At 55.1% G+C, this 21,745-nt stretch carries 21 protein-coding genes and 1 other annotated feature; of the genes, 13 read left to right on the forward strand and 8 right to left on the reverse strand.

The genetic code is table 11. The features are described from left to right. Both hisG and hisL read right to left on the reverse strand, forming a co-directional pair. Positions 1-900 carry an ATP phosphoribosyltransferase gene (gene hisG / locus FD737_RS03510; protein ID WP_034824735.1) on the reverse strand — a complete coding sequence of 300 codons (900 nt, stop codon included), beginning with the start codon at positions 898-900 and terminating at the stop codon, positions 1-3. A gap of 54 nt (positions 901-954) precedes the next feature. Next, positions 955-1,076 (reverse strand) — a sequence feature (His leader region). After that, positions 1,052-1,099, reverse strand: a complete 48-nt coding sequence (hisL, locus tag FD737_RS03515; protein WP_100396937.1) for a his operon leader peptide — start codon at positions 1,097-1,099, stop codon at positions 1,052-1,054. (Overlaps the previous feature by 25 nt.) Positions 1,100-1,279: 180 nt before the next feature. Here hisL and FD737_RS03520 point away from each other — a divergent pair, with 180 nt between their 5' ends. Then, a complete protein-coding gene (locus FD737_RS03520; protein WP_160832726.1) occupies positions 1,280-2,107 on the forward strand; it encodes an SDR family oxidoreductase in 828 nt (275 codons plus the stop codon). Between the two features lie 105 nt (positions 2,108-2,212). Here the strand turns inward: FD737_RS03520 and FD737_RS03525 are convergent, their stop codons facing one another. From FD737_RS03525 to puuD, 3 genes are read right to left on the reverse strand one after another with little or no spacing between them, the layout of a single operon-like run. Further along, complete coding sequence (locus FD737_RS03525) at positions 2,213-3,490, reverse strand: FAD-binding oxidoreductase (protein WP_160832727.1); 1,278 nt, start codon at positions 3,488-3,490, stop codon at positions 2,213-2,215. A gap of 24 nt (positions 3,491-3,514) precedes the next feature. Then, on the reverse strand, positions 3,515-4,072 hold the full coding sequence (gene puuR, locus FD737_RS03530) for an HTH-type transcriptional regulator PuuR (RefSeq protein ID WP_034824711.1): 558 nt from the start codon (positions 4,070-4,072) through the stop codon (positions 3,515-3,517). Next, a complete protein-coding gene (gene puuD / locus FD737_RS03535; protein WP_160832728.1) occupies positions 4,069-4,833 on the reverse strand; it encodes a gamma-glutamyl-gamma-aminobutyrate hydrolase in 765 nt (254 codons plus the stop codon). Before puuD ends, puuR begins: the two co-directional genes overlap by 4 nt. A gap of 213 nt (positions 4,834-5,046) precedes the next feature. On the opposite strand from puuD, the gene FD737_RS03540 reads away from it, so the two are divergent. Together FD737_RS03540 and FD737_RS03545 are read left to right on the forward strand one after the other, a co-directional pair. Then, positions 5,047-6,462 (forward strand): glutamine synthetase family protein, encoded by a 1,416-nt coding sequence (locus FD737_RS03540; RefSeq protein WP_058962043.1) that lies wholly within the window; start codon positions 5,047-5,049, stop codon positions 6,460-6,462. A gap of 358 nt (positions 6,463-6,820) precedes the next feature. Next, positions 6,821-8,176 (forward strand): APC family permease, encoded by a 1,356-nt coding sequence (locus FD737_RS03545; RefSeq protein WP_160832729.1) that lies wholly within the window; start codon positions 6,821-6,823, stop codon positions 8,174-8,176. 93 nt (positions 8,177-8,269) lie between these two features. On the opposite strand, the gene ygbI is transcribed toward FD737_RS03545, so the two are convergent. Beyond that, entirely contained in the window at positions 8,270-9,031 is a 762-nt protein-coding gene (ygbI, locus tag FD737_RS03550) for a DNA-binding transcriptional repressor YgbI (protein WP_160832730.1), read from the reverse strand. Between the two features lie 259 nt (positions 9,032-9,290). Between ygbI and ltnD the strand changes: the two genes are divergently transcribed. The 5 genes from ltnD (at position 9,291) to FD737_RS03575 (ending at position 14,450) form a co-directional block, all read left to right on the forward strand. Next, positions 9,291-10,199: an L-threonate dehydrogenase gene (ltnD, locus tag FD737_RS03555; RefSeq protein WP_160832731.1), complete on the forward strand. Its 909-nt coding sequence runs from the start codon at positions 9,291-9,293 to the stop codon at positions 10,197-10,199. A 2-nt stretch (positions 10,200-10,201) separates the two neighbouring features. Then, positions 10,202-11,461 (forward strand): 3-oxo-tetronate kinase, encoded by a 1,260-nt coding sequence (gene otnK / locus FD737_RS03560; RefSeq protein WP_160832732.1) that lies wholly within the window; start codon positions 10,202-10,204, stop codon positions 11,459-11,461. Then, positions 11,458-12,084 carry an aldolase gene (locus FD737_RS03565; RefSeq protein ID WP_034824702.1) on the forward strand — a complete coding sequence of 209 codons (627 nt, stop codon included), beginning with the start codon at positions 11,458-11,460 and terminating at the stop codon, positions 12,082-12,084. Before otnK ends, FD737_RS03565 begins: the two co-directional genes overlap by 4 nt. Continuing rightward, on the forward strand, positions 12,084-12,863 hold the full coding sequence (locus FD737_RS03570) for an HPr family phosphocarrier protein (protein ID WP_160832733.1): 780 nt from the start codon (positions 12,084-12,086) through the stop codon (positions 12,861-12,863). The genes FD737_RS03565 and FD737_RS03570 overlap by 1 nt, the downstream gene beginning before the upstream one ends. 234 nt (positions 12,864-13,097) lie before the next feature. Then, positions 13,098-14,450 carry a GntP family transporter gene (locus FD737_RS03575; protein ID WP_097116684.1) on the forward strand — a complete coding sequence of 451 codons (1,353 nt, stop codon included), beginning with the start codon at positions 13,098-13,100 and terminating at the stop codon, positions 14,448-14,450. A 158-nt stretch (positions 14,451-14,608) separates the two neighbouring features. Here FD737_RS03575 and sbcB read toward each other — a convergent pair whose 3' ends face one another. Then, entirely contained in the window at positions 14,609-16,030 is a 1,422-nt protein-coding gene (sbcB, locus tag FD737_RS03580) for an exodeoxyribonuclease I (protein WP_160832734.1), read from the reverse strand. A 200-nt stretch (positions 16,031-16,230) separates the two neighbouring features. On the opposite strand from sbcB, the gene dacD reads away from it, so the two are divergent. From dacD to tmaR, 4 genes are all read left to right on the forward strand, one after another. Then, positions 16,231-17,397, forward strand: coding sequence for a serine-type D-Ala-D-Ala carboxypeptidase DacD (dacD, locus tag FD737_RS03585; RefSeq protein ID WP_202404455.1), 1,167 nt, complete (start codon positions 16,231-16,233; stop codon positions 17,395-17,397). 83 nt (positions 17,398-17,480) lie between these two features. Beyond that, on the forward strand, positions 17,481-17,945 hold the full coding sequence (locus FD737_RS03590) for a GyrI-like domain-containing protein (RefSeq protein WP_097116686.1): 465 nt from the start codon (positions 17,481-17,483) through the stop codon (positions 17,943-17,945). Positions 17,946-18,104: 159 nt separating this feature from the next. Further along, positions 18,105-19,163 carry an FUSC family protein gene (locus FD737_RS03595; protein WP_160832736.1) on the forward strand — a complete coding sequence of 353 codons (1,059 nt, stop codon included), beginning with the start codon at positions 18,105-18,107 and terminating at the stop codon, positions 19,161-19,163. A 161-nt stretch (positions 19,164-19,324) separates the two neighbouring features. After that, on the forward strand, positions 19,325-19,645 hold the full coding sequence (gene tmaR / locus FD737_RS03600) for a PTS system regulator TmaR (protein WP_034824689.1): 321 nt from the start codon (positions 19,325-19,327) through the stop codon (positions 19,643-19,645). A gap of 97 nt (positions 19,646-19,742) precedes the next feature. On the opposite strand, the gene FD737_RS03605 is transcribed toward tmaR, so the two are convergent. Next, complete coding sequence (locus FD737_RS03605) at positions 19,743-20,810, reverse strand: LacI family DNA-binding transcriptional regulator (protein WP_160832737.1); 1,068 nt, start codon at positions 20,808-20,810, stop codon at positions 19,743-19,745. Positions 20,811-20,909: 99 nt separating this feature from the next. On the opposite strand from FD737_RS03605, the gene FD737_RS03610 reads away from it, so the two are divergent. Beyond that, on the forward strand, positions 20,910-21,680 hold the full coding sequence (locus FD737_RS03610; protein WP_160832738.1) for a YdcF family protein: 771 nt from the start codon (positions 20,910-20,912) through the stop codon (positions 21,678-21,680). Positions 21,681-21,745 lie beyond the last annotated feature (65 nt).

The following is a 21,745-nucleotide window of genomic DNA, read 5'->3' on the forward strand; positions in this document are numbered from 1 at the left end:
TTACTCCAACATTTTTTCGATTGGCAATACGAGGATCGAGCTGGCACCCAGCGCTTTCAGTTTTTCCATGGTTTCCCAGAACAGGGTTTCGCTGCTCACCATGTGCATCGCCACGCGGCTCACTTCGCCTGCCAGTGGCAATACGGTTGGGCGCTCGGCACCTGGCAGCAGGGCGATCACTTCTTCCAGGCGCTCGCTTGGCGCGTGCAGCATGATGTATTTGGATTCACGCGCTTTGATCACGCCCTGAATACGCGTCATCATTTTGTCGATCAGTTCTTGCTTGGCTGCTGGCAGCTCGCCATCGCGTTGAATCAGTACCGCTTTAGAACGGTAGATGACTTCCACTTCACGCAGGCCGTTGGCTTCAAGGGTGGCACCGGTCGATACCAGGTCGCAAATGGCATCGGCCAAACCCGCACGTGGCGCGACTTCCACCGAACCGTTCAGCAGGCAAGACTTAAAGGAGACGCCTTGCTTATCGAGATATTTCTTCAGCAGGTGCGGATAAGAGGTGGCAATACGTGAGTTCTGCAGGCACTGCGGGCCGGTATATTCCGCATCCACTGGCATCGCCAGCGACAGGCGGCAACCGCCGAAATCGAGACGACGCAGGGTGAAGTAGCGCGGGTCTTCGCCTTGTGCGCGGCGGTCCAGCAGCTCTTCTTCCAGTACGTTTTCACCGACGATGCCGAGATCCACCACGCCATCCATCACCAGGCCAGGGATATCGTCATCACGTACACGCAGGATATCGATAGGCATGTTCTCCGCAAACGCAATCAGACGCTGCTGCTGAAGGTTGATTTTGATACCGCAGCGGGCCAGCAGTTCGCGTGATTCATCACTTAAACGGCCAGATTTCTGCATAGCTATGCGAATACGGGTGTTATCTAACATGGTTCCTGTCCTCTTATTCAATCCTGTCTGAACTCAGTGGGGTTGCGTTCGCCCATAAAAAAACCCCCGGAAGATGATCTTCCGGGGGCTCTCTTTGCGTTCGCACCACTGGAAGATCCTAATCGTCTCCCAGCACACATCGCCTGAAAGACTAGTCAGGATGATGGTGATGATGGTGGTTGAACTGAACGCGTGTCATAGTAAATTCCGTTGCTGAATGAGTATTCATTTGCGTGCTGATTAACCTAACGAAGATGGCGGCGCTTGGCAACCCTTTTTTAACGTCAGTTCTCGGAACCTTCCGCAACAGTTTGCGCTGGTTTGCCATAATCGCTGGGACTAAGATGAAGTGTCTTAGCGCTGGAAAGCAGGAGTCGGTATGAAAAAAGTCGCGATTGTAGGTCTGGGATGGCTGGGTATGCCGCTGGCGATGGCGCTGACGGCGCGCGGCTGGCAGGTGACCGGCAGCAAAACCTCCCCCGATGGTGTGGATGCTGCGCGCCGCTGCGGTATTGAGGCATTTCAACTGGTGCTAACACCCGAGATTGAATGTGAAGCAGATGAGTTGGCCACGCTAATGGCGGTGGACGCGCTGGTAGTGACCTTGCCTGCCAGCCGCACCGTGCAGGGTGGCGAAGACTATATGCAAGCGGTACAGAACGTAGTGGATACCGCATTGGTGCACAAGGTGCCTCGCATCATCTTCACCAGCTCGTCATCGGTGTATGGCACCGGTTCGGGCGTAATGAAAGAGAGCAGTGCACTGCAGCCAGAAAGCGTGGCGGGTAAAACGCTGGTGGAACTGGAAAACTGGTTGCATGATCTGCCCGGTACCAGCGTGGATATTGTACGACTGGCGGGTCTCGTCGGGCCAAACCGTCATCCGGGGCGCTTTCTCGCCGGGAAGGTTGGACTGGAGCATGGCGGTCATGCGGTCAATCTGGTGCATCTGGATGATGTGGTGGATGCCATTGTGCTGCTGCTGCAAACGCCGAAAGGTGGACGCGTCTACAACCTGTGCGCGTCGAAACATCCCGCGCGCGATGATTTTTATCCGTTTGTTTCGAAGCAGTTGGGGCTGGTGGCTCCGACCTTTACTGCCGAGCCCGTGCGTTCGGCGGGGAAGGTGGTCGATGGCTCGAAGATCTGCAACGAGCTGGGATTTGAGTACAGCTACGATGACCCGATGAAGATGCCGCTGGAGTGAGATTGACGTGCGAGTGCAGACTTCTGCACTATTCCGCTAGCGGCGCGATTTATCGCGGGTTTTAAATAACACTCGCATTAAACTGCGCCGCTACAATACGTTAGCCTAAACCCCCAACCGATCCCTTAACGCATACCACACCGCGCCCATTGCCGTCAGTGGCACTTTAAACCGTCTCCCGCCCGGAAACGGCAAATGCGGCAATTTGGCAAACGCATTAAACCTTTCTGCCTGTCCGCGCAGCACCTCGGCAATCAGCCTTCCCGACAAGTGGGTACAGGTCACACCATGTCCGCTATCCCCCTGCATAAAGAACGCATTCTTCTCGATTTGCCCAAACTGCGGCATACGGGACAGCGTCAGCAGGAAGTTACCGCTCCAGCGGTGGCTAAATTTCACATCCTTTAGCTGCGGGAAAGTGCGTAACAACTTAGGGCGGATCAATGCTTCAATATCATCCGGCTCGCGGGCGCCATACACCACACCGCCGCCGTACAGCAGGCGTTTATCGGCGGTGAGGCGGAAGTAATCCAGCAGATAATTACAATCTTCGACGCAGTGATTGTTTGGCAATAAACCCAACGCCTGGTCGCGGCTTAATGGTTCAGTGGTGAGGATTTGCGAGCCACACGGCATGCTTTTACGGCTCAGGCGCGGTTCAAGTTGTGAGGGGAGATAAGCATTACCGGCAAAAATCACAAAGGTGGCAGTGACTTCACCTTTAGCGGTCTTAACCCGATGCGGCTCGCCATACTTCACTTCCAGTGCCGCAGATTGTTCATAGATGCGCCCACCGTGACGGCGAATCGCTTCCGCTTCACCCAGTGCCAGGTTTAACGGATGCAGATGCCCGCCGCGCTTATCCAGCAAGCCGCCGACATAGCGATCGGTCGCCACTTCACGACGAATCGCGCGCTCATCCAGCAGCTCCAGATTATGGTTACCATAGCGCTCCCAGTTGGCTTTCTGGCTGCGCAAGTGCCCCATCTGACGCTGATTCAACGCGGCAAAAATGCCGCCAGGACGGTAATCACAGGCGATAGCATAACGGTCGATGCGATCGCGAATAATCTCCGCGCCCTCAAACATCATATTGCCCAGCATCTTCGCCACATCTTTGCCGTAGCGTTGTTCAATTACATCCACATCGCGGCTGTAAGAATTCACTACCTGGCCGCCGTTACGACCGCTGGCTCCGAAACCAATCTTTGCCGCTTCGAGTAGCACCACGTCATAACCGGCTTCGGTCAAAAACAGCGCCGAGGAGAGGCCGGTAAATCCGCCGCCAATAATACAGACATCACACTGCACCGATTCCTGCAGTTCGGGCCACGGCTCATGCGCATTCGCGGTTGCGGCGTAATAACTTCCCACATGTTGCATCACATCCTCCTTTAGCGCGTGAACTCAGAAATTCGCTGGGGTGTGCGCACTGACGATGCGACACGGCAGCTCAGACGTATTGGTAAAACTGTGCGGCAAGCCGGTATCGATCACGTAACTCTCGCCACAATAAAGGTGATAACTCTGACCATTAACCACCAGCGTGATTTCTCCTTCCAGCACCGTGCCGGTCTCTTCACCAGGATGACGCAGTTTCTCTCCGGTGCTGGAACCCGGTTCGTAGCGTTCAATCAACATCGCCAGCGCACGTTTTTCAGCGCCGTTCTCCACCAGACGCAGCGACACACCGAGGCTGCCGATCTCCACACACTCCTCCGGACGCACGATCACGCGCGGCGTGCTGTTTACCTTTGGCTCCGAGAAAAACTCTGACAACGACAAGCCGTACACCTTCAGCAATTTCTGCAAGGTACTCAGCGCTGGGCTGACTTTGTCCTGCTCAATGGTGCTGATAGCACTGTGTGTGAGTCCTGACAACTCAGCGACGCGACGCTGAGACAATCCCATCTCCTGCCGGATTTGCGATAAACGTCGTCCGGGCGCCAGAGTGGCATCATTCATGGCTGTATTTCCTTGTGATAACAGAGAGCCGCGTGGATAAAAGCCGCAAACAGGCGTTGCGAAACCGGGTCGTCATCGGAGTGCCACTCCGGATGCCACTGCACCGCAAGTGCAAACGGATGCTGGCGCAAACTCACCGCTTCAATCAGCCCATCAGGCGCACGTGCTTCAATACGCAGCTGCGGGCCGGGTTCGCGGATGCCTTGTCCATGTAGAGAGTTCACGGCAAAGGATTGAGCGCTGACAAGCACCTGGCTCAACAAACCTTCCGCTTCAGGCTGAACCTCATGCACCGGCGCGTATTGCTGTTCGAGCGGCAGCGCATCATCTTCACGATGCTCCTGAAACAGATGCGTCATATGCAGCTGGCGATACAGGGAACCCCCGTTGGCCACCACCAACTCCTGCAAGCCACGGCAAATACCGAAAATCGGCATCTTTTTGCCAATCGCATGAGTGATGATGCCGAAGGCGAGGCGGTCACGCGCCGGATCGGCATGCTCCTCTTTACCTTCTTCACCGTAATGCCAGGGTTCGATATTACTCGGGCTGCCGGTAAGCAAAATGCCGTCCAGCAGCGTCATACTGTTTTCTAATAGATGAGGGGCATGCATCAGTTGATGCGGCAAAGGCAAGGGAACACCACCGGCAAGCACCATGGCATCGAGATACTTATTGTGAACCGTTTGCCCGAGATGGCTGCCGATGTGGTTCTGACACATCACTACGCCAATCAAGGGTTTGTCAAAAATAATGCCCATAACGTCTCCGCGTTGCTGTTCAATATTTTCACCGTTTTTGCGCATCCGGCCTGAAAAGTGTGCAATATATTGTCAATCTAGCAACCGGTTGTTCGTTCTTTCAACAGAATTGTTACATTTGCACACTTTTTGCGTTAGCGCTATGTTAGAGGAGTGGCTGTTATTTTGAGCATTGCGCGAACCAATATTTAACGGTAAAGGGCGGGTGGGAACATGACGAACCTCGTAGAAGTAGAAGACTTCACGCGGCACAGTGAAGAGAAACGAACAAGCGCGTTCCAGCTGGAGGTTAAATCCTGGCTGGAACGCCATCCTGAAACGCAGTATGTCGATATTCTTCTTAATGATTTAAATGGGGTCTTTCGCGGTAAGCGCATTCCCATCTCTGCATTGGCAAAACTGGAAAAAGGGTGTTACTTCCCGGCCTCGGTTTTCGCCATGGATATCCTCGGAAATACCGTCGAAGAAGCCGGACTCGGACAGTCACTGGGCGAACCCGACAACCTCTGTATCCCGGTTCCCGGAACTTTAATTCCTTCTGCCGCCGATCCTGAACGCATCGCGCAATTGCTGCTGACAATGTGTAACCAAGATGGCACTCCCTTTGACGTTGAACCCCGCAATGTCCTCAATCGGCTGTGGCAGCAACTGCGCAATCGAGGGCTATTCCCGGTGGTAGCGGTAGAGCTGGAGTTCTATCTGGTCGATAAAAAGCGTGATGCGGAAGGGTACATCCAGCCACCCTGTGCGCCGGGTAGTGACGAACGTAATATCCAGAGTCAGGTTTATTCAGTCGATAATCTCGACCATTTCGCTGATGTTCTGCGGGATATCGACGATATTGCCAAACAGCAGGGCATTCCCGCTGATGGTGCGCTGGCGGAAGCCTCGCCGGGCCAGTTTGAAATCAACCTGCACCATACCCGTGATGTATTGAAAGCCTGCGACCATGCGATTTTGCTCAAACGCCTGGTGCGTCAGGTGGCCGAAAACCACGGTATGACTGCGACCTTTATGGCGAAACCTTATGAAGAGTACGCGGGTAGCGGGATGCATGTGCATATCAGCATGCTGGATGCCGCCGATCATAATGCCTTTTCACTCGACGACGGCAGCGATTCACCGCTGTTGAAACGCGCGCTGGCCGGGATGATCGATTTGATGCCGGCTTCAATGGCACTTCTGGCACCGAACGTTAATGCCTATCGCCGCTTCTTACCGGAAGCCTACGTGCCGTTACAGGCCTCCTGGGGGCACAATAACCGAACTGTTGCTTTACGTATTCCCTGCGGCGATGTGGATAACCATCGCGTGGAGTATCGTGTGGCCGGTGCGGATGCAAATCCTTACCTGGTCGTGTCAACAATTCTTGCCGGTATTTTGCACGGTCTGGATAATCAGCTACCCTTACCGCATGCGGTGCAGGGCAATGGACATGAGGCAGAAGGGCTGCCATTGCCGGTGCGACAGAGCGATGCGCTGTACGAATTCGAGAATAGCTATCCTCTGCAAAAACTGCTCGGCGAGCATTTCAGCGGCGTGTGGCACAGCTGCAAACAGAACGAGTTAATGCAGTTTGAGCGGCTTATCACTGCCACTGAGATTGACTGGATGCTCAAGAACGCCTGACTCGCAGAAGAATTTCGCTAACGTCTTGTGCCGATGGCATAAGTTGGGGCAGAATACGTCCCCTGCAAAATACGAAACATAACCGACGCTTATCACGTCGGTTATTTTTTTGCAGATTGCAGTACACACACAAATTACCGAGGCCGGACACGCATCCGGATAGATAAATACTGACAACACGCTTGGGCGTGAGATTTGAGGAAAACAAAGATGGGGCTGTTTACAATTGCACCGGCGCAAGCTGGTTCTCGCTTTCGTGATGATTACGGCGCGGCGACAATCGCAAACACTAATATCACTTCTCACTGCAGCACTTTGCGCAGTATCCCGCAGATCACCTCTGTTGGGGGCCTGAACAATGTCGCTTAACACCGCCGCACCACAGCGTGCACACCTGAAAAAATCCCTGACCTTGATCCCGGTTGTCATGATGGGCCTGGCGTATATGCAGCCAATGACCCTGTTTGATACTTTCGGTATCGTCTCTGGATTGACCGACGGCCACGTCGCCACCGCTTATGCTTTCGCGCTGATCGCGATACTGTTTACTGCCGTGAGCTACGGCAAGCTGGTACGCCGCTTCCCATCTGCGGGCTCCGCTTACACCTATGCTCAGAAGGCTATCAGTCCGCACGTCGGCTTTATGGTGGGCTGGTCATCACTGCTGGACTATTTGTTCATGCCGATGATCAACATCCTGCTGGCGAAAAGCTACTTTGAGACGCTGGTGCCGGGCATTCCATCGTGGATTTTCGTGGTGTTGCTGGTGGCCTTTATGACCATCTCTAACCTCCGTGGTATTAAAACCGTTGCCAACTTCAACAGCGTGATTGTCGTGCTGCAGGTTGTGGTGATGGTGGTGATTACCGGTATGGTGGTTTACGGTGTGGCGCACGGTGTTGGCGCAGGAACCCTGACCAGCAGCAAGCCTTTCTGGTCTGAGAATGCCCATGTGGTGCCGATGATTACCGGTGCAACCATACTTTGCTTCTCGTTCCTCGGCTTTGATGGCATCAGTTCGCTGTCAGAAGAGACCAAAGATGCAGAACGCACTATCCCACGCGCGATTTTCCTGACCGCGCTGATTGGTGGTGTGATCTTTATCGGTGTGTCTTACTTCCTGCAGCTGTACTTCCCGGACATCTCGCGTTTCCAGAATCCGGACTCTTCACAGCCTGAAATCATGCTGTTTGTAGCTGGTAAAGCGCTGCAGATTGGCATCCTGATTTTCTCTGTGGTTACCGTACTGGCTTCCGGTATGGCGGCACACGCGGGCGTTTCCCGTCTGATGTATGTGATGGGCCGTGATGGCGTGTTCCCGCAGCGTTTCTTTGGCTTCGTGCATCCGAAATACCGCACGCCGTCGCTGAACGTACTGTTGGTGGGCGCTGTGGCATTGCTGGCAATTAACTTCGACCTGGTGACCGCCACTGCGCTGATCAACTTCGGTGCGCTGGTAGCATTCACCTTCGTTAACCTGTCAGTGATTGCGCAGTTCTGGATCCGTGAAAAGCGTAACAAGACGCTGAAAGATCACCTCAACTATCTGGTACTGCCAGTGTTGGGTGCGCTGACAGTGGGCGCTCTGTGGATCAACCTGGAAGAGACCTCAATGGTGCTCGGCTTAGTGTGGGCAGCGGTCGGTATTATTTACCTGGCGTTTGTGACGCGCACTTTCCGTAATCCAGTGCCGCAATTCAGCGAAGAAGTGTAATTTTCGTTGCGCATTATGCGCAGTTGAAGAAGATTTCGTGTCGTATGCAAAAGGTCGCCATGTTGGCGACCTTTTGCTTTTAAACCAGCAAACTTAACCCGCCAGCACCAACTCCCAACTCCCCGCACTCAACGTCTCGCGTCCCGCTTTGCTTAATTCTGTATCGGTTACGAGAGTATCGAAGCGCTCCAGCGGTAACGCCAGATGCGTGGCAATCTTGTTGTATTTCGAGCTGTCGCTCAGCAGCACGCGCTTACTGCTGACATCGCTGGCCGCCAGCTTGACCGGCACTTTGTCTTCATCCGGCGTAAACAAGCCGCGTGGCCCCCAGCAGGATGCGGAGATAAACGCGATATCAATCGCCAGCATGCGCAGACTTCTCGCCGCTGATTCGCCGACGCTGGAGCGATTCTCGCGACATACGGTGCCACCAGTGTGAATCAGCTTGCAGCCGCTGCTCTCCATCAATAAACGGGCGATCACGAAATCATTGGTGACCACGAGCAAATCGTCGCGCTCGACCAGTTCGCGAGCCAGCGCCAGCGTGGTGGTGCCTGCACCGAGATAAATGCAGCTGTTGCGCGGAATATGCCGCGCGGCAAACTGACCAATCGCCATCTTTTCACTGCTGTACATGCTGGTTTTCGCCAGATGTGATGGCTCGGCCGCCAGACGATCCGCCGAGCGCACGCCGCCCGATACCGACAGCACGGCACCTTGCTCCTCAAGCTTTTGCACATCGCGACGAATCGTCATGTGTGAAACGCCCAAACGCTCGGTAAGCTCGGCAATGCTCACCACGCCGCGTTCGGCAACCAGCGCTAAAATTTGTTGATGACGTTCTACCGGAATCACATCGCTCTCCCTGAATTACCAATTTTTCACATTGTAAGGCATCAATTCACAGCCTGCAGCACAATTTATCCCAGGCAAATGTTAGCAAATATCCAGCCAAAATGGGCGTTCCCGCCGTGATGCAAGGGTGTGAATCGATGTTATACGCTGTGCGTGTAAGTTAATTTTTGTGATTTACCGCACGTTTCTCCACCAGCAACTGCGGCAGAATTAACAGCATTGAACAAAATATCACTTAAATTAACAACGGAGGTGTGCCGTGTCAGCAACCGTGAATAACATTGGCGTCATTGGTTTGGGTTCCATGGGCATGGGCGCAGCGCAGTCCTGTATTCGCGCTGGATTGAACACCTGGGGCGTTGATTTAAATCCGCAGGCGCTGGAAACCCTGCGCCAGGCGGGTGCGCGCGATGCACAGACTTCCGCTGCCAGCTTCGCCGCAGAGTTAGATGCCGTGCTGCTGCTGGTGGTCAACGCCGCGCAGGTGAAAGCGATTTTGTTTGGCGAAACCGGTCTGGCGGCACAACTCAAGCCGGGCACGGTGGTGATGGTTTCTTCTACCATTTCTTCACAGGATGCACAGGCGATTGAACAGCAGCTGGCGCAACATCAACTGCTGATGCTGGATGCACCAGTCTCAGGCGGTGCAGCTAAAGCCGCGGTCGGCGAGATGACTGTGATGGCATCCGGCAGCGATGAAGCCTTTGCCCTGCTGAAGCCGGTGCTGGATGCGGTCGCCGCTAAAGTGTATCGCGTGGGCAGCGAAATCGGCCTGGGCTCAACCGTTAAAATCATCCACCAGCTGCTGGCGGGCGTGCACATTGCGGTGGGTGCAGAAGCGATGGCGCTGGCTGCGCGCGCAGGCATCCCACTCGACACCATGTATGACGTGGTGACCAACGCCGCCGGTAACTCGTGGATGTTTGAGAACCGCATGCGTCATGTGGTGGACGGCGACTACTCACCGAAATCCGCCGTCGATATCTTTGTGAAAGATCTCAGCCTGGTGGCCGATACCGCGAAATCATTGCATTTCCCACTGCCGCTGGCGTCTACCGCCCTCAACATGTTTACCGAAGCGAGTAATGCTGGCTACGGTCGTGAAGATGACAGCGCAGTCATCAAGATTTTCAGCGGCATCACGCTGCCCGAGTCAAAGGAGAAGTAACCATGCGTTTAGGCGTGATTGCAGACGACTTTACCGGTGCAACGGACATTGCCAGCTTCCTGGTGCAAAACGGTTTGCCCACTATTCAGTTTAACGGTGTGCCGCAAGGTCATGACGATGTGAGCGCGCAGGCGATTGTCATCAGCCTGAAGTCACGTTCTTGCCCGGCACAGCAGGCAATCGATCAGTCTCTGGCTGCGCTGGCCTGGCTGCAACAGCAGGGTTGCGATCGTTTTTACTTCAAATATTGCTCGACCTTCGACAGCACCGAACACGGCAACATCGGTCCCGTCACCGATGCACTGCTGGCCGCACTGGGCGAGACGCAAACGGTGATCTCACCCTCACTGCCAGTGAATGGCCGCACGGTGTATCAGGGTTATCTGTTTGTTGCCGACCAGCTGCTGTCTGAATCGGGCATGCGCCATCATCCGGTGACACCAATGACCGACAGCAATCTGGTGCGTCTGATGACGCGCCAGGCGAAAGGGCAGGCGGCGGTGATCAATGCTGCTCAGCTGGACAAAGGCGCGGAAGCGGTGCGTGAACAGCTGGGTGAGCTGAAAGCGCAGGGCATCAACTACGTGGTGCTGGATGCGCTCAACGAGCAGCATCTGCTCACCCAGGGCGAAGCGCTAAAAGAAACCGTGCTGGTGACCGGCGGTTCCGGCCTGGCAATCGGTATTGCGCGCGCCTGGGCCACTCAGCAGCAAAACAGCGATGCCGAGCAGGCCGGACGTCCACAGGGCGAACGTGCGGTGGTGATCTCGGGCTCTTGTTCGCAGATGACCAATCGTCAGGTTCAGGCCTATCGCCAGCAGGCGCCATCACATGAAGTGCTGGTGGAGCGCTGCCTCGACGATGCTGAAGGCTACGCGCAGGAACTGTGCGATTGGATTGCCGCGAATAACCAGCAGCCTCTGGCACCTTTGCTCTTTGCCACTGCCGATGCTCAGCAACTACAGGCAATCCAGCAGCAATATGGCGCAGCACGCAGCAGCGAAGCGGTTGAGCACTTGTTTGCCGCCGTCACCCGTGAGCTGAAATCACGGGGCTGGCAGCGCTTTATCGTCGCCGGGGGCGAAACCTCTGGCGTGGTGGCACAAAGCCTGGGCGTAACGGCCTTCCACATCGGCCCGATGATCTCCCCTGGCGTGCCGTGGGTGCGTGACATCCAGCAACCGCTGTCGCTGGCCCTGAAGTCAGGCAACTTTGGCGACGAACAATTCTTTGCCCGCGCACAAACGGAGTTCTCAGCATGACCGAACAACAAGCACGTGAAGAGATGGTGCAACTGGGCGCCTCCTTTTTCCAGCGCGGTTACGCCACCGGTTCAGCCGGCAACCTTTCACTGTTGCTGGAAGATGGCAATCTGCTGGCGACACCTACCGGCTCTTGCCTCGGCGAACTGCAGGCCGACCGCCTGTCAAAAGTGACGATGCAGGGCGAGTGGATTTCGGGTGACAAGCCTTCTAAGGAAGTGGCGTTTCACCGCGCGCTCTATCTAAACAATCCCGCCTGTAAAGCGGTGGTGCATCTGCACAGTCACTATCTGACGGCGCTTTCGTGCCTCAACGATCTCGACAGCGAAAACTGCATTCGCCCGTTCACGCCCTATGTGGTGATGCGCGTGGGCGATGTGCCGGTCGTACCTTATTACAAACCGGGTGATGACCGCCTGGCTGAAGATCTTGCGCAGCTCGCGCCACGTTACAACGCTTTCCTGCTGGCCAATCATGGCCCGGTAGTGGTGGGTAAATCGCTGCGTGAAGCCGCGAATAACACTGAAGAACTGGAAGAGACCGCGCGTCTGATGTTCACGCTCGGCGACCGCTCTATTCGTTATCTGACTGATGGCGAAGTGGCGGAATTGAGGAATTACTGATGCCTAAGTTTGCAGCCAATTTATCCACGCAGTTTGGCGAAGTGCCGTTTATTGAACGCTTTGCCGCAGCGGCCAACGCCGGTTTCCGTGCCGTTGAGTTTCTGTTCCCGTATGACTATCCGGCCGAGGTGATCAAAGCCGAGCTGGAGAAACATCAGCTGGAGTTGGTGCTGTTCAACACCGCAGCCGGAAACGTGCAGGTCGGGGAGTGGGGCGTCTCCGCAATTCCTGGTCGTGAAGAAGAAGCGCGTGCTGATATCGATCGTGCGCTGGAATATGCACTGGCGCTCAACTGCCCGCAGGTGCATGTGATGGCGGCGACAGTGCCCAACGGTGCCGATCATGCCGCTTACGAAGAGACCTTTGTGCGCAATATGCATTACGCTGCTGAGCGTTTTGCGCCGCACGGTATTCGCCTGCTGCTGGAAGCGCTGAACCCGATGACGAAGCCGAACTACCTCTACTCCAGCCAGTATCAAACGCTGGCGATGATGGAACGTATCGATCGTCCGAACGTGTTCACGCAGTTGGATCTGTTCCATGCGCAGTTAGTCGACGGCAACCTCAGCCATCTGATTCGCGAGTACGCTGGGCGTTATCGCCATATTCAGATCGCCTCTGCGCCGCATCGTCACGAACCAGACGAAGGCGAAATCAACTATCCGTACCTGTTCAGCCTGCTGGATGAAGTCGGCTATGACGGCTGGGTCGGCTGCGAGTATTTCCCACGCGGTCGCACCGAAGCGGGCCTCGGTTGGTTCGCGCCTTACGCGAAATAGCTTTTGTTGTACCGCCCAGCACAGTGCGTTGCGCCCTGTGCGGGTGAAGTCTTACCTGAATTCATAAAACATTAAAAATATACCCAAGTACCCCCTAAATAATTCGAGCTGCAGGAAGGCGGCAAGTGGGTGAGTCCCCAGGAGCTTACATCAGTAAGTGACTGGGGCGAATCCACGTAGCCAACGCACCTGCAGCTTGAAGTATGACGGGGGGAATAGAATTAGAGGTTTATCATGTCAACCGCGTTGCTGTTAGCTATCGCTACTGCCAGCATTGTCATACTGCTGCTGTTGGTGATTAAAGCCAAAGTCCATCCGTTTGTTGCTTTACTGATTGTCAGTTTGATCGTCGCCATCAGTACCGGTATTCCGGCTGATAAGATCATGGAAACCATCTTTAGCGGCATGGGCAACCTGCTGGGTCATATCACTATTATCATCGTGTTGGGGGCGATGCTTGGTGCAGTGATTGAAGCCTCGGGCGGTGCCGAATCGCTGGCGCAGCGCTTCAGTAAATCGCTCGGTATCAAGCGTACCGTCGCAGCCTTAACCATGGCGGCGTTTATCCTCGGTATTCCGGTGTTCTTTGAAGTCGGCTTTATCATTGTGATCCCGCTGATTTACGGCTTTACCAAAGTGGCGCGTGTCTCGCCGCTGAAGTTTGGTTTGCCGATGGCGGGCGTGATGTTGACCGTGCATGTCGCGTTGCCGACACACCCAGGCGCAGCCGCCGCCGCCGGTATTCTGCATACCGATATGGGCTGGTTAATGATGCTTGGCATCCTGATTTCGATCCCTGTGGGTATCGTCGGTTACTACGTGGCAAAAGTGATGAACCTGCGTCAATACCACCTCTCAGTGGATGTACTTGAGCAGTTGCAGCTGGCGAAACCTGAAGGCACGCCAAAAAGCGAAGTGCCACCACCGGGTGCGATGACGATTGCCGGTCTGATTGTGGTGCCGATTGTGTTGATCGTGTTAGGTACGCTGGCGCACACCATGCTGGCGGAAGGTAGCATTCTGCGTGACGTGATGACGGTGATTGGTAACCCGCCAATTGCCCTGCTGATTGCGCTGGCCCTGGCGGCATGGCTGCTGGGCGTGCGTCGCGGCTGGAGTAAAGAGAAGCTGGAAGATCTGACCGGTCGCGCAATTCCTGGCTCTGCAAGTGTGATTCTGGTGGCGGGTGCGGGCGGTGCGTTTGGTAAAGTGCTGGTGGAATCCGGTGTCGGTAAAGCCCTGGCGGTGACGCTGGAAACCCTGCATCTGCCGCTGGTGCCCGCTGCTTTTATCTTGTCACTGGCATTGCGTGCGTCTCAGGGATCGGCCACGGTGGCGATTCTCACCACCAGCGGTTTGTTGAGTCAGGCGGTGGGCGATGTGACCGATATGCAACGTGTGCTGGTCACATTGGCGGCGTGCTTCGGTGGCCTGGGCTTGTCCCACGTTAACGATGCCGGCTTCTGGGTGGTAACACGTTATTTGGGGCTATCCGTCGCCGATGGCCTGAAAACCTGGACGGTGCTGACTACGCTGATGGGGTTAAGTGGTTTTGCGCTGACCTGGCTGGTGTGGGGGATGATTTAAGGTTCACAGCGGTCGCCATTAAGGCGACCCTTAAGTGACAACGGGTATGGCGCACATTTATGTGCGCCTGCATCTGAAATGCATTTCAAACGAACATCAATCTGATACACATCTGTGCACACCTGGTTGCGATATGCCGCGATCACGCGCGTGAGCGATTAAGACACCAACTCCTGCGCATACAAATACAGCGCTTTCAGCTGTGCCATCTTCTCCGCGTTATCCTCATGCAAACTCGCTAACGACTCCAGCTCTAACAGGAACGCCTGCACGCGATCGGCATTCAGCGCTTCACGGCGATGCTGCAACCAGCGCTGCTGCTCTTGATCATCCAGCGTGCCGGGGAAGTTACGCGCACGATAGCGGAATAGCAGCTTCGCAATACGTTTATCGTCGAAGGTCAAATCCAACGCCGGTAAATTCTGCGGCGGCGTCTGACGCACGATGTTCATCGCTGCGCGATCGGCATCACTGAAGAAGCCGTCATACAGCTGTGCGTCAACGTCATCCGATGGCTTAAACGGCTCGGCTTCCGCAAAGAGCGTCACCGCTTTCTCACGCACTTCGGCATGCTGACGCAGCAGCGCCAGGTTCGCCAGACAGCGTTCACGATCTATATTCAGGCGTGCAGCATCTTCAGGACGTAAGGTATTCGCTGGGGCTAACACCGGGCATTTATTAATGTGCACCAGTTTAATCGGCACAGCTGCGCGACCATCCAACTCACTCTGTTTGGTGTACAACCGCTCGCGCAGTTCATCCGCATCCAGTTCCAGCAGCGGGGACATATCGCCCGCCAGATCCACCACGATCAGCGCATTACGATTATCCGGATGCCATGCGACAGGCACTACCCAGCTGGTGTTGCCGCGCGCCGCGCCGAACATGCCGGAGACGTGCACCAGCGGCTTCATCTGCGGAATATCAATCAGGTTCATCAGTTTCTGCTTGTTGCGATGGGTAAACAGAAACTCAAACAGCTTCGGCTGCTTCTCTTTCACCAGTTTCGCCATCGCCAGCGTGGCATACACATCCGACATCGCATCGTGCGCCTGTTCGTGCGCCACGCCGTTGGCTTTGGTGAGATGTTCCAGCTTGAAGCTGGGGAAGCCGTCATCATTTTCCGGCCAGATAATGCCTTCCGGGCGCAGGGCATAACAGGCGCGCATCACATCCAGCAGATCCCAGCGCGAGTTACCGTTTTGCCAGCTCCAGCCGTAAGGATCGAAGAAGTTGCGATAGAAGATATTGCGCGTCACTTCATCATCGAAGCGCACATTGTTGTAACCGATCACACAGGTTTGTGGCTCAGTAAACAGCCCATGAATGCGTTCAGCAAACGCCGTCTCTGTTACGCCGCGCGCTTTAGCCACCTGTGGCGTGATGCCGGTGATCATCACCGCTTCCGGCTGCGGCAGATAGTCATCAGCGGGCTGGCAGTAAAACACCTGCGGTTCACCTACGGCGTTGAAATCTTTATCGGTGCGCAGCCCGGCAAACTGCGCCGGACGGTCCAGTGAGGGACTTTTACCGAAGGTCTCGTAATCGTGGAACAAAAAGGTGAACTCAGAGGCGGGCACGGCAGTATCCTGGCAATAGAAAATCAACGCACAGAATAGTCGTGTGCAGCAGGCAGCACAACCTTGTTTACCGCTGCTGTGGGCAGGCGCACAGCATTTGTCCGCAGTTCATACTTTTTTTCAATTTATTCAACTATCCAGGCGCTAATTGCCGTAAAACGTGCGGCGGTAAATTCATTTTTTGATTAGAGGAAGAAGTGTTGAAAAGGCGTCTGCTGGTAACTGTATCTGGAATGATTGTTTGGGCATCACTGGCACACGCTGACGACAGCATGCCATTCCCACTGACGCCTCCGCCGATCGATGCGGCTTCGTGGGTGTTAATGGACGCCACCACGGGCCAGATCCTTACTGCCGGCAATCCCGATGAAGAGCGTAACCCGGCCAGCCTCACCAAGCTGATGACCGGCTACGTGGTGGATCGCGCGGTTGATCAGAAAAAAATCACCCGTGATGATGTGGTCACCGTGGGTAAGGATGCCTGGGCTGCAGGTAATCCGGTGTTCAAAGGCTCCTCGCTGATGTTCCTTAAGCCCGGCGACAAAGTGACGGTACGCGATCTGATGCGTGGCGTGATCATCGACTCCGGCAACGATGCCTGTGTGGCTCTGGCGGATTATGTGGCGGGCAGCCAGGACAGCTTCGTCAATATGATGAACAACTACGTACAGAAGCTCGGTCTGACGCATACCCATTTTGAAACCGTGCACGGCCTGGATGCACCCGGCCAGCACACCACCGCGCGTGATTTAGCGGTGCTGTCGCGTGCCATCATCAATGGTGAGCAGGATTTCTACGCCATGTACGCGGAGAAAACCCTGAGTTGGAACGGGATTACGCAAAACAACCGTAACGGTTTGTTATGGGATCAAAACCTTCACGTTGATGGCATGAAAACAGGCCATACTGAAACGGCAGGTTTCAATATCATCGCCTCGAATGTGGTGGGTCGTCATCGCCTGATTGCGGTGATCATGGGCGGTAAGAGCTCGAAAGGACGTGAAGAGCAGGCGCGTAAACTGCTGGTATGGGGCCAGAACAACTTCGATACCGTGCAACTCTTCCATGCAGGTAAGAAAATCGGCACCGAAAACGTCTGGTACGGCAATCCGCACAAAGTGGATGTCGGCACCACTCAGGATATTTATCTGTCTCTGCCGCGCACCGAAGTTTCAAACGTCATGGCGAAATATGTGATTGAGCGTAAAGACCTGGAAGCACCGCTGAAAGCCGGTGAGCAGGTGGGTGAAATCCAGGTAATGGACAAAGACAAGCAGCTGGCGAGCTATCCGCTGTATGCCCTACAAGGTGTGGATAAAGCCGGCATCATCACGCGTATCAGTGACTACGTAAAACAGAAACTGTAATCCGCAGCGGATGTCGCGGCCGCTCCCGTCGATATCGGGGAGCGGCCAGAGCGGGCTTTCTGCTGCTGAACGGAGGCAAAGGTATGAAAGCATCTATCGTTGAACGCAATCCTCAAAGCTGGCTGGGCTACCATTTGCAGGGTCCGTGGCAGGAAACCGTGCCGCGCGGATTTAACCAGCTAAAAAGCTGGGTCGAGCAGCATGGTGTCGAAGGCGAATGGCTGGCCATCTATTACGGCAATCCTGAAGTTCTCCCGCCGGAAGAGCTGCGCGTTGAAACGGTGATCACTGCGCCCACCGATGCTGTGCCCTCTTATGGTGACGACATCGAGCAAGGCCTGCTGCCCGGTGGGCAATATTTTCATGCGCGCATGGAAGTGATGAACAACGATTTCTTCACCGCCTGGCACAGCCTGTTTGATCATCTCAAGACGAAAACCGACTGGCAGGTGGATAATCGTCCCTGCTTCGAGCACTACCTTTCCGACGGCTCTGACAGCGGCGACTGGCTGGTGGATATGTATATTCCGGTACGTGCAGCCGACTAATATCATTAGTGCGTTACTTCTATGTTTCATAAGCGAAAATAAGATGTAGCGCACTTGTTGAATCACAAAAAAAGAGCGGAAATAGTGCTGCGCAGCACTCAATGTTCGTGTCGCGCCAGGGTAACATAGCGCGCAAATTTTTATCGTTCCCGGACCACCATGTTACGCGCCGACAAACCCATCTCTGCCATTGAGTTCTGGTTCTACCGCCACTATCGCGCTGTGCACGGCGTGCGCATCGCTATCGCCTTTGTGCTCTGTTTTCTGTTTGTGCGTTTGACGGATATTCCGGAAGGCACCTGGCCGCTGATTACCTTGGTGGTGGTGATGGGGCCGATCTCGACCTGGGGTAATGTGTTTCCGCGTGTGATCCAACGCATCAGCGGCACCTTTGCCGGACTGGCATCGGGTTTGATTGCTCTGAAGCTGGAACTGATCTCGCTGCCGATGATGTTGTCATGGTGCTTCGTGGTGATGATTATTTGCGGCTATCTGACGCTGGGTAAACATCCTTATATGGCGCTGTTGATTGGTATCACGCTCGGCGTGGTGGTGGGTGCTCCGGCCGGTGACTTCACTGTGGCGTTGTGGCGTGGCGGCGATGTGATCCTGGGTTCGATTATGGCGCTGCTGTTCAGTGCGATTCTCGCTCAGCGTGCCTACACGCACTGGCGCATTCAGCTGTCCGATTCATTTCTGGCGATGGCGAAACTGCATCACACCGGCTTTTCCGCCAACCTGCTGGAGAAACCGCGACTGAACAAACCATTCCAGAAGCAGCTCTCCAGCGTGATTAAAATGCGCGCGCTGCTGGAACCGGCGAGTAAAGAGACGCGTATTCCGAAATCAGTGTTTGAAGCGATTCAGACCATCAACCGTAATATGGTTAACACGATGCAGATGCAAATTGATGCATGGTGGTCATCACGTGAGAGCCACCTGTTGCTGCTCAATGCCCCGACGCTGCGCCGCAGTCAGAAAATGACCGAAGACACGTTGAAAGCGCTGGCCACATTGATGGTGAAAGGGGAGACGGAAGGCGTGATCGCCAACAGCCATGAACTGGAGGAGATCACCCAGGAACTGGAACAGTTGATTGCCAACCGCAGCGGGCGCTTAGAGACCACGGCGATCTATGGCTACGTGTGGTTGAGTCTGGAACAGGCGCGTCAACTGGAGCGCATTACGGATCTGGTCCGTCTGGCACTGCGCAAATAGTTTTCTCAGGCAATGACTTAATGTGAATCACCCTTTCTTTGCGCTAAGATAAGTGCCAGTCCGAAATTAGCTGTGAAAATTGCGAATCCAGCTAGCAAGCCGCTAAGCTGTAGCTCATGACTATTCCGCCTGCCGCGGCAGGCTCAAAGAAAGGTGCCAACATGGAAAATGCCAAGCAATCATTTCAGGACGTTCTGGAGTTTGTACGTATGTTTCGTCGTAAAAACAAACTGCAGCGCGAAATCGTGGATAACGAGAAGAAAGTCCGTGATAACCAGAAACGTGTGTTGCTGCTGGACAACCTGAGCGAGTACATCAAACCAGGCATGAGCGTTGAGGCGATTCAGGAAATCATTGCATCCATGCGTGTGGACTATGAAGACCGCGTCGATGAGTACATCATCAAAAATGCTGACTTGTCGAAAGAGCGTCGCGAGCTGTCGAAGAAGTTGAAAGCGATGGGTGAACCAAAGCCGCAGTAAAAATGTTGGGACCGTAAGGTCCCAAATTTTTTGCAGCGTAACGGCTTCCGCACTGCCTGCCGTGGCGTGCGCAATAGCCTGTGCTGCTTTAACCTGGTCAGGCTTTGGGTTTTAATTGTCGCGCTAATGCCTGCAACTGACCGGCGATCTCCGCTATATCCACATCCCCATGCATCGGCGCAGCTGTCGTTTCGCGCAATATCAGCTCGGTTACCAGCGGTAGGGGCTGTACAGCTTCTCCGGCCAGTTCCGCCAACAAGCGGTCCACAGATACTGCACCCAACTGCTGCAAATCCTGACGCACGGTGGTGAGCGGCGGCTGATACCACGCGCTCTCGGCAGTGTCGTCATAACCAATAATCGACATCTCTCCAGGAATTTTCACGCCGTGTTGGTGCAGTGCACGCATCGCCCCAAGCGCCATCTGATCGTTCGCCACCAGCAGGGCCTGTGGCAGGCGATCCGGCAGTAACTGCAATAGCGCCTGATACCCGGATGCCGCACTCCAGTCGCCATGCAGTACGCATATTGGCTGCAACTGGTGTGACGATAACGCCCGTTGCCATGCAGTGAAGCGCGCCCGCGCCGAAGCCGAACTTTCAGGCCCATTCAGCACGCCAATCTGCTGGTGGCCCAGCGCGACGAGATGCTCCACTGCCTGCTGCGCACCCGATTCACTCTGATACTGGCACTGGCTGACAGCAGCATGTTGTTCAACATCGAGAAACAGCACAGGCTTGCTGCCGCACTGCTGCTGCACCTGCGCCGCCTGTTCAGCATCGAGCGGCAGGTTGATGAGTAGTGCATCAACGCGCTGCGCCAGCAGTTCATTCACCGTGTCCTGGGCATTTCCGGCCGCATTCGCCATGGCGATCACCAGATGGTAACCCTGTGCGGCGGCACGTTCATGAATCGCCGAGGCAATCTGTGCCGGGGCCATCAATGCCAGATCGCTGGTGGCCAGCCCCAGCGTGCGCGTGGCTTTTCCTGCCAGCTGCTGTGCCACGCGGTTGGGCACATAGTTCAGCTGTTGCATCGCGGCTTCGACTTTGGCGCGCGTGCGTGGCGAAACCTGCACGGAATGGTTGAGCACACGGGAAACGGTCTGGTAGGAAACCCCCGCCAGTGCAGCGACATCATCGAGGGTAACGGAACGCGCAGTCATAAACTCTCCTGAATCTGATAGCGGCGAGTGTAGCAAATTTTTCTCTGCTGTCGCGGAGTTAAGCCGCTACACTGCCAGTGTTAATGCGAGGAGAACGCGATGCAGCTCAATAGCCAACAGATTCAGGATATCAATACGCTTGCGGCCTGGCTGGCGCTTGACCACATGCCGACAGATGGCACGCTCGAGGTGGATTTGGCAATTCTTGCCGGTCACGCGGTACTGCCCAACGTTGAAGGTGTGATAGCACTGGCGAAGAAGTATCAGCTGCCTCTGATGATCAGCGGCGGTATCGGTCATTCGACAGTTTTACTGGCGGAGATGATCGCTAATCATCCGCTCTATCGTCAGATACCGACTCAAGGCAAAAGCGAGGCTGAATTGCTGGGGGATATGGCGCGGGTGTTTGCCGCACTGCCGGACGATCAGCTGCTGCTGGAAACCGCCTCACGCAACTGTGGAGAGAATGCCGCCTTCAGCCAAAAACTGCTCGATGAGCAGAAGTGGCAGCCGCAGCATGTATTGCTGGTGCAGGACCCACTGATGCAGCGACGTACCTGGGAAACCTTCCGTTATCAATGGCGTGACCGTGCCGACGCACCAGAATTCATCAGCTGGCCGGTGTTCGTCCCGCAGGTGATGATGGATGCGGGTATGCTGCGCATTATCGGTGCGCCGCCGCAAGGATTGTGGTCAATGGAGCGTTTTCTTTCGCTGCTGATGGGCGAGATCCAGCGCCTGCGCGATGATGAAAACGGCTACGGTCCACGCGGCAAAGGTTTCCTCGGGCATGTGGATATCCCGGACGAGGTAGAAGCAGGCTGGCAGCGCTTGATGCAACTGAAAGGCGTGCAGTCGCGGCTTGGATAAAACGCGTATAACCCCGATGCGGCGCACTTTATTGCGCATGGGGCGGCGATTTGGCTCTATCAGAC

The sequence above is a fragment of the Pantoea sp. Seng genome (assembly GCF_009829935.1).
GTDB classification, from domain to species: Bacteria; Pseudomonadota; Gammaproteobacteria; order Enterobacterales; family Enterobacteriaceae; genus Pantoea; species Pantoea communis.